This window comes from Caloramator australicus RC3 (assembly GCF_000297115.1).
Taxonomy (GTDB): Bacteria; Bacillota; Clostridia; order Clostridiales; family Caloramatoraceae; genus Caloramator; species Caloramator australicus.
In genome coordinates this window covers 24056-38227 of sequence record NZ_CAKP01000072.1, presented here as the reverse complement: position 1 = coordinate 38227, position 14172 = coordinate 24056, and the positions used below count along the sequence as shown (strand labels likewise).

The 14172-nt window shown below is 34.9% G+C and carries 13 protein-coding genes and 2 pseudogenes; 5 read left to right on the top strand and 10 right to left on the bottom strand.

Features of this window, described 5'->3' with window-relative positions:
* The 3 genes and pseudogenes from CAAU_RS14850 to CAAU_RS07090 all read left to right on the top strand — a co-directional run.
* Positions 1-468 (top strand): AAA family ATPase (locus CAAU_RS14850; RefSeq protein WP_040306181.1); only part of this gene is annotated, 468 nt, incomplete at its 5' end.
* Positions 469-1065: 597 nt separating this feature from the next.
* A pseudogene (locus CAAU_RS07095) lies at positions 1066-2246 on the top strand (IS110 family RNA-guided transposase).
* A 186-nt stretch (positions 2247-2432) separates the two neighbouring features.
* Positions 2433-3479: pseudogene (locus CAAU_RS07090) on the top strand (IS6 family transposase).
* A 364-nt stretch (positions 3480-3843) separates the two neighbouring features.
* On the opposite strand, the gene CAAU_RS07085 reads toward CAAU_RS07090, so the two are convergent.
* The 10 genes from CAAU_RS07085 to pyrB form a co-directional block, all read right to left on the bottom strand.
* Positions 3844-5118, bottom strand: coding sequence for a TIGR04013 family B12-binding domain/radical SAM domain-containing protein (locus CAAU_RS07085; RefSeq protein WP_008908753.1), 1275 nt, complete (start codon positions 5116-5118; stop codon positions 3844-3846).
* Between the two features lie 109 nt (positions 5119-5227).
* Entirely contained in the window at positions 5228-5857 is a 630-nt protein-coding gene (locus tag CAAU_RS07080) for an NAD(P)H-dependent oxidoreductase (protein ID WP_008908752.1), read from the bottom strand.
* 147 nt (positions 5858-6004) lie between these two features.
* Positions 6005-6412, bottom strand: coding sequence for a MarR family winged helix-turn-helix transcriptional regulator (locus CAAU_RS07075; RefSeq protein ID WP_008908751.1), 408 nt, complete (start codon positions 6410-6412; stop codon positions 6005-6007).
* Positions 6413-6488: 76 nt separating this feature from the next.
* Positions 6489-7046: an orotate phosphoribosyltransferase gene (gene pyrE, locus CAAU_RS07070; protein WP_008908750.1), complete on the bottom strand. Its 558-nt coding sequence runs from the start codon at positions 7044-7046 to the stop codon at positions 6489-6491.
* A 13-nt stretch (positions 7047-7059) separates the two neighbouring features.
* Positions 7060-7956 (bottom strand): dihydroorotate dehydrogenase, encoded by an 897-nt coding sequence (locus tag CAAU_RS07065; RefSeq protein WP_008908749.1) that lies wholly within the window; start codon positions 7954-7956, stop codon positions 7060-7062.
* Positions 7949-8674, bottom strand: coding sequence for a dihydroorotate dehydrogenase electron transfer subunit (locus CAAU_RS07060; protein WP_008908748.1), 726 nt, complete (start codon positions 8672-8674; stop codon positions 7949-7951). The genes CAAU_RS07065 and CAAU_RS07060 overlap by 8 nt, the downstream gene beginning before the upstream one ends.
* Positions 8664-9509 carry an orotidine-5'-phosphate decarboxylase gene (gene pyrF, locus CAAU_RS07055; protein ID WP_008908747.1) on the bottom strand — a complete coding sequence of 282 codons (846 nt, stop codon included), beginning with the start codon at positions 9507-9509 and terminating at the stop codon, positions 8664-8666. Before pyrF ends, CAAU_RS07060 begins: the two co-directional genes overlap by 11 nt.
* Position 9510: 1 nt before the next feature.
* The gene (locus CAAU_RS07050; protein WP_008908746.1) at positions 9511-10695 is read right to left on the bottom strand and encodes a dihydroorotase; all 1185 of its coding nucleotides are present in this window, start codon (positions 10693-10695) and stop codon (positions 9511-9513) included.
* A 2-nt stretch (positions 10696-10697) separates the two neighbouring features.
* Positions 10698-11129 (bottom strand): aspartate carbamoyltransferase regulatory subunit, encoded by a 432-nt coding sequence (locus CAAU_RS07045; RefSeq protein WP_008908745.1) that lies wholly within the window; start codon positions 11127-11129, stop codon positions 10698-10700.
* On the bottom strand, positions 11123-12052 hold the full coding sequence (gene pyrB, locus CAAU_RS07040) for an aspartate carbamoyltransferase (RefSeq protein WP_008908744.1): 930 nt from the start codon (positions 12050-12052) through the stop codon (positions 11123-11125). The genes CAAU_RS07045 and pyrB overlap by 7 nt, the downstream gene beginning before the upstream one ends.
* Positions 12053-12352: 300 nt before the next feature.
* Between pyrB and CAAU_RS07035 the strand changes: the two genes are divergently transcribed.
* Positions 12353-12898 (top strand): Chromate resistance protein ChrB, encoded by a 546-nt coding sequence (locus CAAU_RS07035; RefSeq protein WP_008908742.1) that lies wholly within the window; start codon positions 12353-12355, stop codon positions 12896-12898.
* Positions 12879-14084: an MFS transporter gene (locus CAAU_RS07030; protein WP_008908741.1), complete on the top strand. Its 1206-nt coding sequence runs from the start codon at positions 12879-12881 to the stop codon at positions 14082-14084. Before CAAU_RS07035 ends, CAAU_RS07030 begins: the two co-directional genes overlap by 20 nt.
* The last annotated feature ends 88 nt before the right edge of the window (positions 14085-14172 follow it).

Sequence of the window (14172 nt, the reverse complement as noted above, 5' to 3'; positions counted from 1 at the left end):
TACACATACTATCATAGCAAAAACATAACTCCTATTATCATATTAGACGAAGCTCAATTCCTTAAAAATTCAATACTTGACGATCTAAAAATAATTTTTAACTTTCAAATGGACTCTAAAGATTATGCTGTTCTTATTCTTTCCGGTCAAACTCAATTTATATCTCAAATTCAAAGGCAACCGCATGAAGCACTAAGACAAAGAATTGTTGTTAATTACTCTTTAAAAGGATTAACCTTAGATGAAGTAAAGCTGTATATTCCATATATGCTTAAAATTGCTGGTTGCAGTGAACCTATATTTACCGAGGATGCCCTCGAACTTTTATATTCAAGCTCTAATGGGCTTTTAAGGCCACTAAACGCAATTGCAAGAATGAGCTTGATTGCTGGAGCTAACAAAAACACAAGAGTTATTGATAGTGAGCTTATTTACGAAGCTCAGACTGAAGTAAATATTTCAGCTTAACCATGAGGGGTTACCCCTCTTTTTTTATGTTCATTAAGGATTAAACATTTTGACTTTTTTTCTGTTTTTTTGTGGTGCAAATTATTTCATCCTTGCATTTTTAGCTATTTCAAATCCTTTTTAGGTTAAATTAATTTGAATTTTTTGAGATGAAATAATTTGCCGAATAACATTTAAGGCCTTAAACGGGAAATATTTTAATAGTTAGTTTTGTTGTTCTTTGATAATTTAATAATATTTTAGTTCAACAAGCAAAGCTACACCAACGAACTTTTTCATGTTTATTTTGCCCCTTATTAACTTTAGGTGTGTCTTCTGGTATCATTGTTTTATAGCCTTAACAATGACGCGGAAGCTCTTGCTTCCTCCTGTAGAACCTCTTTGGTTGCTACTTGTCTAAGACTGCACCCCTGAGACTGTTTGTTATCTTCTACTCTTATGCTGTTCATTCTCCTATCTTTTCCTTACCTTCAGCAAAGTAAGGTGCATCCATTAGATAGGTAGGATTGTTCTGAATGGTGAGGCTCTTGATACAGCTGCTTGTCAGGGATACACCGTTACATTGGGCTAAATATTCCATGAAATGAGGTTTTTTGCGTGCCCAATACTTTAATCGTTGGTATCGATGTTAGTAGTCAATCACTTGTTGTTAGGTTTATGGACCAAAAGGCATTCGACCTTCCAAATCCTTTTCTACTTCTAACGACCTTGAAGGTGCTGATAAATTAATCTCTGATATTATTGCCTATGCTCTTAAAATAGAAGCTTCTTCCATTAAAATTGGCATGGAGTCTACTTCTAATTATGCATGGCATCTGCACCTTCATTTGGCTTCGCCTCCTGAACTTTTAAACTTTAATCCTCTGTTTTATGTGCTAAATCCAAGTGTTGTCAAAGGTTTTAAAATGCGTCCTCTCATTTGCCTAAAACAGATGATGTTGACGCCTTTGTTATTGCTGATTGTATTCGTTTCGGAAGAGTAAAACCTTCTGATCCAAAACTTAACTAAAGAAAAGAATCGGGCTTTAAATATTATCTATCTTAAGTTTTCTTCCTATGTTGCAGATAACCCCTTTAGCGATACCTTCAGTATGGCATCTACATCTTTAGTAGAAAGATTTACTCCTGATAAGATTGCCTCTATGCCTATTGAGAATATCGTCGATTTTATCTGCAGTGAAGGAAACAATAGGCTTAAAGATCCTATTGAAATAGCTAAAAAGCTTAAGTCCTTAGCTAATAGAGCCTATAGGTTAGATCCTAATTTAGCCGATTCTGTTGAGCTTACTTTAACTATGTCTTTAGAAAACATTAGATTCCTTGAAAATCAGCTTAAAAAGCTTGATAAAGAGATTGAAAAACAACTTAAAGCTTTTTCTCATACTCTCCAAACTGTCCCTGGTATCGGCCCTGTTATCGCCGCAGGGATTATTGCTGAAATTGGAGATATCCATAGATTTACTAATGAAGCTGCACTCGCCAAGTTTGCTGGTCTTGTTTGGAATAAGTATCAATCAGGCAATTTCAATGCTGAAGATACTTCCTTAGCCAAGTGTGGTAACTTCTACTTAAGGTATTATCTTGTAGAGGCTGCTAATCTACTTAGGATGCATGTAGATGAGTATACAACCTTTTACTACAAGAAATACAAGGAAGTTAACAAGCATCAGCATAAAAGAGCCCTCGTCCTCACGGCACACAAAGCTGTTAGGCTAATTCTTGCATTGCTGAGCAAAGGCCAAATCTATAGACCGGGAGGAGGGATAGCTAACACTTAAATGACCTAAAAAGAGTTAAATATTTTCCATTTATTACCCGTAAGCCAAATGTTGTTTATGGGTTAGATTGTTATTGTCTTTTTTAGGTCGATTGAGTGCAGTTTTCTTCTTAATTTCCAATTTCACTACTTGACATTACACCGTATGTCTTTTTAAAAGTTTAATTCTGTTAAGTTATATGGAATTATGTGCAAAAACGTGAATAAAATTTCATGTCCTAGATGCCATAGTCACAATCTTTATCGCTTTGGTAAAGATAAGTTCGGTAATCAAAAGTATCAATGCAAAGATTGTAAAAGACAATTTGCTCCTGATACTTTATCCAAATAGAAAGATAAACCTTTGCTTGGTTATCCTTCTTGCCCTCTTTGTGGTAATGGAACTTTTCTTCACCATGACTATAAATTTTACTCCCAATTTACTTGTAATTCTAAAAAGTGTAGTCATTCTATTTTTGTTCCTAAGCCTTCTTCTATCGATAAGGCTTCTTGTGAACTTCTCTCAGGAAAACTTGATTTTAAAAGAATGCGTTTCCCCTTATTCTTTATTATTACTGCTCTTAATTTGTATTTCCTTAATGGTGCTTCCACTCGCAGAATTGCTCAGTTTTTTAATATTAACTTCAATGTTAAAGTTTCTCACGTTACTATTCATTCTTGGTGTAAAAAGTTCGCTCCTATCTTCCTTCATAAGTCTAATATGCTTTCTACTGACCTTAACCTCAGCGATTCTGACGAGTGGCATACCGATGAAACTGTTATCTTTATTAATGGAAAAAAACATTATCTTTGGTTTATTATTGATTCTGAAACTAGAATGGTTTTAAGTTTTAATTTGTCTCCTTCAAGAGAAGCTTCTGATGCTTTCTCTCTTTTCCATTCTGCTAGTAAATTCGGCTGCCCTTCTTCTATTGTTACTGATAGATTCCCTGCTTATAATATCCCTACTAAAACTATCTTCCCTAATTCTAAACACATTAAAGTTTCTTCTTTTAATGATGATATTTCTAATAATGTTATTGAGGCCTTTAATGATACTTTTAAAGATTGGTATAAGAGAAAAAGAGGTTTTAAGTCTTTTGATAGCACTAATGCTTTTATCTCTATGTTTATTTTTCACTACAATTTCTTAAGGCCTCATTATTCTCTTAATAATCTCTCTCCTGCTGAAGTTGCAGGAATATCTTACAACGATGTAGATAAACGTAATTGGTTGCTCTCTGTTTTTGTTTAATTTTTTAATCTTTATACTTCTATTGAACACCTGTAAATTATACATATTTGGAGGTGCCTTTAGCATGCCCTTTTTTAGAGCTGTTTGTCTTTTTTTGTTGTTATTTTTAATAAACTCATGTAATTTTTAATAATTATACGATTTTTAAAGCTTTAGTTTCATTTTTTACTTTACACTATCAAAAGTTTTAATGATATATTAGCTCCAATTTGTGTAGATTTTATGAAGAAATAAAATTATTTGTGGTTTTAATTTTGCAGTTATTAAAGAGGAGTCCAAAAGTATAATAATTAAAAAAATTAAAATTAGCGCCATTGGGATAGCGCTAAAAATGTCTCATTGAACAAGTTAATTGAAAGTCATTTTATAACATACCATAATTTAAATATTTATAAATCCTTTCCGCCTCCCTTTCCTGAACTGTCCAATTACCAAAGACGACATTTTTATCCTCCTTTAACATTCTGCTTATAGTTTCCTTTATCTTAGGATCTATCCTCCCTGGTTTTTCCTTGCTATAGGATGTTTGGGGAAAGGGCATAAAGGTATGGGCATGAATCCTTGCACCTAAAGTTACAAGTTCCTTCATAAATTTAATGGTATCTAAAACGTCCTTTTCTGTTTCTCCCGGAAGACCAAATATAAAATCAACATCAGGGATATAGCCATATTTTACTGATAGTTTAACCGCCCTATAAACATCCTCAAGGGCATGTCCTCTTCTTGAATTTTTTAATATACAAGGGCTACCGCTTTGTGCCCCTATTATAATATTCTTATTATCTGCATATGTCTTTAAAAGCTCAAGCGTATCCTCCCTTACATGCTCCGGCCTTACTTCTGAGGGAAAGGAACCTATATTTATGGTCCCTTTAGGCTTATAAAGCCTATTCACTTCCCTTAGAAATATTTCAAGTCCCTTTATGTTAACTTCTTTTCCGTCCTCAGAAAGATAAGAAAAGGCGTTTGGGGTTATAACTCTAAAATCCGTTAAATTTCTTTTTATCATCCTCTCTGCAGCCTCCAGAACCCTTTCTATGCTTCTATGCCTTACCTTTCCCCCGAATATGTGGGATGTTTGACAGAAATTGCAGGCAAAGGGACAACCTCTTGTTATCTCAATATGTCCAAATTTGCCAAGCATATATGGAAATGGTGGATATTTATCAAGGTCAACATAGTCCCTTTTTCCTGTATAGCAAACATTATCATCCTTTAAAAAGGCTATTCCCTTTATATTAAGATAATCTTCATCCAATTTAATCCTTCTGAAAAACTCAACTATAGAATCCTCAGCCTCACCCACAAAAACTACATCAAATCCTAACTTCAACGTTCCTTCAATATCCCCTGTTGGATGAGGTCCTCCTGCAATAAGAAGGACCTCCTTATGCTCATTCTTAATCCTTTTTACTAAATCGTTTACCTCCCAAATTTGGGTTGTAAAAAAGGATGTTCCAACTACTGTCATATCGTAGTTTTGTTTTATTTCACAAAGGCCTTTTATTAAGTCCTCTTCTTTTTTAACAAAATATATTGGAATGTCCTTTGTAACCTCATCAACCCCAAGAGCCGCTGAAAGCGCATTAAAGCTATTTCTGTTAAGCTTACTGTAATAAACTACGAAGGCAACTTTCATTTCTATCACCCTTTATTAACGTGCTACTTAAATTATAACACCCAAAAAATAAAAATAAACCAGGATAACCTGGTTTAAAAACTTAAATCTTAAGTGCCTGTATCTTTGATTAAAACCTTCTTGATATTTCTTTAATTTTTTCTTCCACCTTGTTTTTTACCACATATGGATGCAAAAGTGCTGTCCCTTCAAGAAGAATTGATTCGAAATCGTTAACTCCTATGAATGCGAGCACTGTTTTTAAGTATCTATCTCCAAGTTCCATTTCCTTAATTGGACTATCAGTGTAGATGCTGCCAGAAGCTTGTATATGAAGGGCTTTCTTGCCATTTAATAAACCAATAGGACCGTTTTCAGTATATTTAAAAGTCTTTCCTGCTATACAAATATTGTCTATATAGGCCTTTAACATTGGTGGAATTGTAAAGTTCCATAGTGGTGATACAAATATATATTTGTCAGCTGAAATAAATTCATCTACAATTTCATTCATTCTTGCAACTTTTTCCTTTTCATCTTCTGTTAGATCGTCAAAAGATGCACCTCCTTGAAACTTTCCCCATGCATTTAAAACATCAGCATCAATTAAAGGGATGTTTTCAGCATAGACATCAATCTTCTTAATTTCGTCTTCAGGGTTATTTTGCTTGTAACTTTTTAAAAATTCTTCACCTGCCCAAAGGCTAAAAGAATTTTCGACTTTTTTAGGATTTGCAGTAATGTATAAAACCTTTCTCATTTACTTTTCCTCCTTTTATATTTTTTATTATATTTTTTATTAAATATATTATTTTTAAACCTTATTTCTACTAATTCAAAATATACTAATTAGTAATATATTGATAAAAAAATTAGAGTTTATTGTTAAGCTTTTTATGTAGATTAATTAAAATTTTTTTTCCTCTAATGAAAGATTGATCAAAGCATTGTTTAGCTCTTCGAGGTGAATTGGAAAAATTTCTTCTATTTTTCTTCTGCCTTTTTCAGTAATACTTATAATTGATGCTCTTCTGTCGTTAGGATCCTGGTATCTTTTAACCATTCCACTCTTCTCAAGATTATCGATAACGACTGTCATATTACCGCCTGTAGAAAGAATCTTTTCAATTATCTCCCCAATTCTTAAATCGCCTTTGTGGTATAATGCCTCAAGAACACCAAATTGAGACGGAGTTAAACCTCCTTCCTTAAATACTTTGTTCAATCTTTTTAATATTGTTTGATAACTTCTGCTGATTGCAATTAGGGTCTTCAAATTAATATCATTTATTTCTCCATAAGACTTCCTATTCATATAATTAATATACTACTAATTAGTAATAATGTCAATTAAATTTTACGCAGTAATCTTAAGTGCCAGGCACTTAAGATTAAGATTTTTGTATTTTAGGCTTTATTAAAGGGATTCCTTTTTTACATAAGGGGCAATCTGCTTCTTCATAGGTTTCTATATTAAGCTTTATTGCGCTATATATTGGGTTTTCAAATTCCCTGCTGCTTCTATCCACTATGCAGGCTATTCCAACAACTTCGCCTCCTAATGCTTTTACAACTTCTATAGTGCCTCCTGAGGATTTCCCTGTTGTTACAACATCCTCTGCTATTAACACCTTTTGCCCCTTTTTTATTTCAAATCCTCGTCTTAAGACAAAACCTTCGCCTTCTTTTTCAGTAAACATCGCTACCTTTCCCATCTGCCTTGCAATTTCATAGGATACCAAAACTCCCCCCATCGCAGGACCAACAACCACATCAAACTCAACATCCCTTAGCTTTTCTACCACATTTTTCAAAACAACCTCAGCTTTATCCGGGAACATCATAAGCTTAGAACACATTATAAATCTATCGCTGTGCCTTCCTGAAGTCAAAATAAAATGTCCTTCTAACAAAGCACCGGTTTCAAGAAGAATTTTCATTACATCCATCTCTATCCCTCCATTAAACTATCCCTATAATTTCTCCTATGCTGTTTATCCCCTGCACCTTTAAAAAGTTTTCCATTCCCTTTACAATCTCTATGCAGGCAAAGGGGTTTATAAAATTTGCCGTTCCAACCTGCACAAGGCTTGCCCCTGCCATCATAAACTCTATTGCATCCTTGTAGTCTCTTATACCGCCAAGACCTATAACAGGGACATCAACTGCCTTTGAAACCTCATAAACCATCCTTAGGGCTATCGGCTTTATTGAAGGCCCTGACAAACCTGCAAATACGTTTTTAAACACAGGCTTTCTTTTATAAATATCTATCGCCATAGCCTTAAAGGTATTTACAAGAGATATTCCATCAGCACCTTCTTCTACACAGGATACCGCCATATCGACGATATCTTCAGCATTAGGTGAGAGCTTAACTACAAGAGGTTTTTCAACTACTTTTCGAACCTCCCTTACAACCTCCCTTGCAACCTTTGACTTTATTCCAAAGTTCATGCCGCCCTCCTTAACATTTGGACATGATATATTAAGCTCTATTATATCTACATCGCTTTTATCAAGCTTTTCTGCACCCTTAACATATTCTTCTATACTTCCCCCACTAAGGTTTGCAATTATAACAGTGTTTAAGCTTTTCATAAAGGTAAGTTCATTTTCTATAAAATAATCTATTCCTGGATTTTGAAGGCCTACGCTATTTAACATTCCACCTGCCGTTTCATAGCACCTTTCCCCTTCATTTCCTTCCCTTTTTTTAAGGGTTAATCCCTTTGTTGCAATTCCTCCAAGGACAGATACATCATAAAGTTCATTGTATTCTCTTCCAAATCCAAAGGTTCCAGAAGCTGCAATAACAGGGTTTTTAAATTTTTTCCCCCATAAAGTAATTTCAAGCATCTAAAACAACCTCCTCACCTTTAAATATTGGTCCGTCTTTGCAAACCCTTCTCATCCCATCCTTTGTTTTGCAGGCGCATACAAGGCAGGCTCCTATTCCACAGGCCATTTTGCTCTCCATCAAAAGATAAAGGGGAGTTGCAGTTTTTTCGCATATCCTTTTAACTTTATTCATCATAACTAAAGGACCGCAGGTTATCACTAGGTTGTAATCAAAAGGATTAAATATATCGGTTACATAACCCTTATAACCTACCCTCCCACTTTTTGTGGTTATAAACAATTCTTTGTTCCTTAAATTTTCTATTCCATATACTTCATCCCTAAATCCAAAGTATATGTCAACATCTGCCTCTATCTTTTTTGCAAAGTAAGCTAAAGGGGCTATCCCAATTCCTCCACCTATTAAAGCAACTTTACCCTTTATCCTTGATACATCCATTCCATTTCCTAAAGGGCCTAAAACTTTAACCTTATCTTCCTTTTTTAATCTTGATAATTTCTCCGTTCCCTTTCCTTTAACCTCATAAAGAAAGCTAATATAATCTTCTCCTTTATCGTATATACTAAAGGGTCTTGAAAGGATGGGCTCATCCTCCCAAGACTTTAGCATAAAAAATTGCCCTGGCTTTACTTCGTATTCGCCCTTTAATGTAAGTTTATATATGTTTTCAGCCACCATTACATTTTCTAAAACATCAAGGGATTTATATTGCATTTATTATCTCCTCCCTCATCCTTAAAACTTCTTTTCTTGCTGCAATATCGAAATCATCCTCGTATTTTTTATAGGCCAAAAGAATCCCCCTTGATGAGTTTACAACTCCTCCGTTTCCATCTACTAAAAGCCTTTTAACGTCTTCTGCCCCTCCGCCCTGAGCACCATACCCAGGGATTAAAAAGAACATACCATTTAACTTTTTTCTTATATCTAGAGCCTCATCGGAGTTTGTGCATCCGACAACTGCACCAATTGGACTATAACCGTATTTACCTAAACTTTTTTCAATATATGGCTTTAGAAAATCATACACCCTTTCAAAAACCCTTTTTTCCCCTGCATATAAAGTTTGAAGATCTTTGCAGGAGGGGTTTGATGTCTTTACTAGGACAAATATTCCCTTCTCCTTATCCACATACTCTAAAAAGGGCATTATACTATCTATTCCCATATACGGATTTACTGTTATTAAATCCACCTCAAAATCTCCTTCAAAGTAAGCCCTTGCATACATCTTTGCAGTATCAGAAATATCGGATCTTTTAATATCTCCAATTACGATGTTTCCTCTACTTTTAAGATATTTTACAGTTTTGCTATATACCTTCATTCCCTCTATTCCTAAGGCTTCATAGTAGGCGATTTGAACCTTAAAGCAGGCTACTGCATCCTCCGTTGCGTCTATTATCCTTTTATTGAATTCAAATAGAGCATCATAGGGGGATACAAACTTGTTTAAAAAATCCTTTGGAATATAATCTAATGAAGTGTCAAGCCCCACACATACAGGTCCCTTTTTTTCTACTGCTTCATATAACCTATCTATAATCAAATCAATCACCCCTAAAAAGAACTTTCCCAGCCTTTATAGTTGAAACTACCCTTCCATAAACTTCATATCCATCGAAGGGATTGTTTTTCCCCTTTGATAAAAAGCTTGATGGGTCAATTTTATAATTCTTTTTTAAATCAACCAAAACCAAGTCTCCATCGTATCCTACCTCTATTTTTCCTTTGTAAAGCCCCATTATCCTTGCAGGGTTTTCAGACATAATCTTTATAAGTCTATTTAAAGTTATATGGCCCTCAAGAACAAGCTTCGTAAAGCATATAGGGAAGGCGACTTCAATGCCTGAAATCCCCATAGCTCCCTTTTCCTTATCCTCTTTAGTATGGGGGGCATGGTCTGTTGCTATGGCATCTACATATCCCCTTTTAATCGCCCTTATCAAAGCTTCTATGTCTTCTCTTTCCCTCAATGGTGGATTTACTTTATAATTAAGACTACTTGTTCCGAAAATATGATGGGGCGTAACTTCACAGGTTATCTTAAGTCCCTTATCCTTTGCAGTCGCTATCTCCTCCATCGCCTCTTTGGTGCTTACATGGGCTATATGGAGGCTGCATCCTGTAAACTTTGCAAGCTCTATATCCCTTTTTGTCATTAAGTTTTCTGAAAGCCTTGTATCTATCTTTGAAATTTCCTCATCCTCCGCATGGGATATCACTGTAATTCCTTTTTCCTTTGCAACTTGCATAGCAAGGAGCATCACTTTGTTGTTTACTATACCCTTTCCGTCGTCGGATATAAATTTAACCCTTTCATCTATTAATTTAAGATGGTCTATATCCTTTCCTAACATATCCTTTGTTATTGTAACGGTTTGGTGAATGTCAACAAGTCCAATTCTTCTTGCCCTATCAAGGACATAATCAACTATATCCATATAAGAGCAGGGAGGATTTGTATTGCCCATAAGATTAACGGCAGTATATCCTCCCTTTACCGCCGCCATTGAACCTGATAATATATCCTCTTTGTATTCATATCCTGGTTCCCTAAAGTGGGCATGAAGATCTACAAAGGATGGGAGAAGGTATAGGCCTTCTCCATCCAAAACTTCACAATCCCTATTTAATATACCTATATCTTCTATTTTCCCATTATTTATATAAACATCTCCACAGAAGGCCTTTGAGCTATCCACAATATTAACATTCTTTATTAAAAGTTCCATAATCAAACCTCCGAAAGGGTATATATCTCATCGCAATACATACACCTATATTCTCCCTTTTCCTTATCAACAAGGTAAAAGACATGATCTATATATTTTTCAATAGAGGTTACGCATCTTGGATTTTTGCAGTTTAAAACATTTTCCACCCTCTCTGGAAGCTCAAACTTCTTCTTTTCAACTATAACCTCATCCTTTATAACATTTATTGTTATGTTGGGATCAAGTATCCCAAGGATTGTAAGATCTATGTCAACTACATTTTCTATCTTTATGATGTCCTTTTTACCAAGCTTTTCGCTTGGAACGTTCATTAGAAGACAAACTGCGCTATCTATCTTGTCAAGCCCAAGCATTTTAAATATTTTTATCCCAAGGCCGGCCTTAATATGATCTATTACTATTCCATTTTTTATGCTGTTTACTGTTAGCATACTTCCACCCCCAAAAGTTTCATTATAAGAGCCATTCTTACGAACATGCCATATTTTGCCTGTTCAAAGTATTTTGCCCTTTTATCCTCATCAACCTCAACTGCAATTTCATTTACCCTTGGAAGAGGATGCAGTATTATCATATCCTCTTTGGCTCCCTTTAATTTTGCCTTGTCGAGGATATAGCTATCCTTTAGCCTTAAATATTCCTCTTCGTTAAAAAATCTTTCTCTTTGAACCCTGGTCATATAAAGGATGTCTAATTTCCCTATAACATCCTCCATCCTTTCAACCTCTAAAAATTCTATATTGTTTTTTTCTAATACTTCCTTTTTTATATAATCGGGAACCTTAAGCTCCTTTGGGGAAATTAAGATAAATTTGTTGTTTTCGTATCTTGACATGGCTTTAATTAGGGAGTGGACAGTTCTTCCAAACTTTAAGTCGCCACAAAGGCCTATGGTAAGATTTGAGAGAGTGCCCTTTAAAGATTTTATAGTTAGAAGATCCGTTAATGTTTGAGTTGGATGTTGATGCCCTCCATCGCCTGCGTTTATAACTGGAATTGAAGAATACATCGCTGCAACCCTTGGAGCTCCTTCCTTAGGATGCCTCATAACGGCAATATCTGCATAGCAAGCAATTGTTCTTATCGTATCTGCTATGCTCTCGCCCTTTGCTACTGATGATGAATTTGGTTCTGAAAAACCTATTACCTGCCCACCAAGTCTTAACATCGCTGCCTCAAAGCTAAATCTTGTTCTTGTGCTGGGTTCATAGAAAAGAGTTGCAAGAATTTTCCCTTGACATGCCTTTGAGAATTTTTCTGGATTTTTTGAGATTTCTCCTCCAAGCTCTAAAATCTCGTCGATTTCTGAAGTTGTAAAGTCCATTGGGTCTAAAAGATGTCTTCCTTTTAACATATTATCTCTCCTTTCTAGCCTCGCTGGGCTAAATTAAAGGTTATATAAAAAGCCTTCCCTTGCGGGAAGGCATAGCAATCCTATAAACATATAAGTATTCCTTTGCCCACCTTCCCGGCCTCACAGGACCAGAGTTAAAGGTTCTTTTTGTTATGATAACACATATATAAAGCTGTGTCAATGATTTATTATAAACCCCCAAAATTTTAATTTAACAATATTTACATAATTACTTTCCTATACTATAATAAAAGTAACCAGTATTACATGTAACCAGTATTACATTAAGGAGGTGATTAATTGAACTGGCGGGCACTTATTTATCAGATTCCAAGGGAACCTCAAAAAAACAGGGTTGCCGTGTGGAGAAGATTAAAATCCATTGGTTCCTTAAATGTCCTTCAATCTATATGGATCCTTCCCGATAACGACGAAAGCAGGGATGAGTTTTTAAAGCTTGTAGAGCAGATAAAAGAAATTGGAGGCAAGGCATTTACCTGCATCATAACTATAGATGACGAAGAACAAAACAAAGCATTAATAGCAGGCTTTAACAAGGAAAGAGAAATAGACTATATTGAAATCCTTGAAAAATGCAAAGATTTTGAGAAGGAGATAGAAAAAGAAACAAAAAGGCAAAACTTTACCTTTGCAGAACTTGATGAAAATGAAGAGGAAGTTGAAAAGCTTTTTAAATGGTTTAAAAAAATAGAAAAAAAGGATTATTTTAATTGCCCCCTTAAAGATGAGGCTGTTGAAGCCTTAGAAAAATGCAAAGTTTTATTAAATGATTTTAGAAATATTGTATATGAAAGGGATGAGGAAAATGGGTTTAGATTCAAATAAGAAGAAGGAAGCCTTAAAATTTATATTCTTGTTTGGACTTATTAGCGCTTTAGGGGATATAACCTATGAAGGTGCAAGAAGCGTATATGGAAATTATCTAGGTTTTCTCGGTGCAAGTGCCCTTTATATAGGAGTTATAACGGGTTTTGGCGAATTTTTAGGATATGCCTTTAGAATTTTATCAGGTTATTTTGTGGATAGGACAGGAAAAAGCTGGGCTGCAGCAATATTAGGTTATGGCCTTTTAATCTCCGTTCCCCTTCTTGCCATTGCCGGTAACTGGAAAATAGCAGCTTTGTTTATAATCCTTGAACGCCTTGGTAAGGCAATAAGAAATCCCGGAAAGGATACCATGTTATCCCACGCCACAAAACACGTAGGAACTGGGGTTGGTTTTGGAATAAGTGAAGCTCTTGATCAATTAGGTGCAATAATAGGCCCTATGATATTTACTTTGGCCCTTTCCTTTTATGGAAGCTACAAAATAGGCTTTCAATTGATGTGGATTCCTGCAATTTTGACAGTAGCCGTTGTGTTATATACAAGATATAAATTCCCAAGGCCTAAGGATTTGGAGGAGGATTTTGAAAAGGCTTCAAAGGTCAGCAATAAAAACATATCCAATGCTAATTTATCCAAAAGCTTTTGGCACTACCTTTTATTTATTTTTTTAAGCGTTTTAGGATTTGCAAACTTCCCTGTTTTATCCTATCATTTGATGAAGCAAAAAGTATTATCAGAGGCCTTAATTCCTACTTTATATGCCCTTGCAATGGCACTAGATGGCGCCTTTGCTGTATTAGTAGGTAAGTATTACGATAAAAAGGGCTTGGGAACATTAATTTTAATACCTATATTAAGCATCCCCATCGTCCTTTTAGGTTTTTCCCAAAGTTCCCTTTTAGCTATAATCGCCATTGCCCTATGGGGATGTGTTATGAGCATCCATGAAACATTGATTAAAGCAGTTATTGCAGATATAATCCCCATCAAAAACAGAGGTAAAGCCTACGGAATATTCAACACAGTATATGGAATATCAATGCTTTTAGGAAGCACAATAATAGGCTATTTATATGACTTTTCAAAGCTTTATATATTCATTTATGTCGTAACAATCGAAATACTTGCAGCAATTGTATTTATTCTTTGGAAGAAAAACAATCCCCATGATGTTAAGGCGTAAAGCCTAACATCATGGGGTTTTATTATTTAATATTTTTATTTTTGGTTTCTGCTGCAATAATTTTAAATTCATTACGGTTAGCATTAAC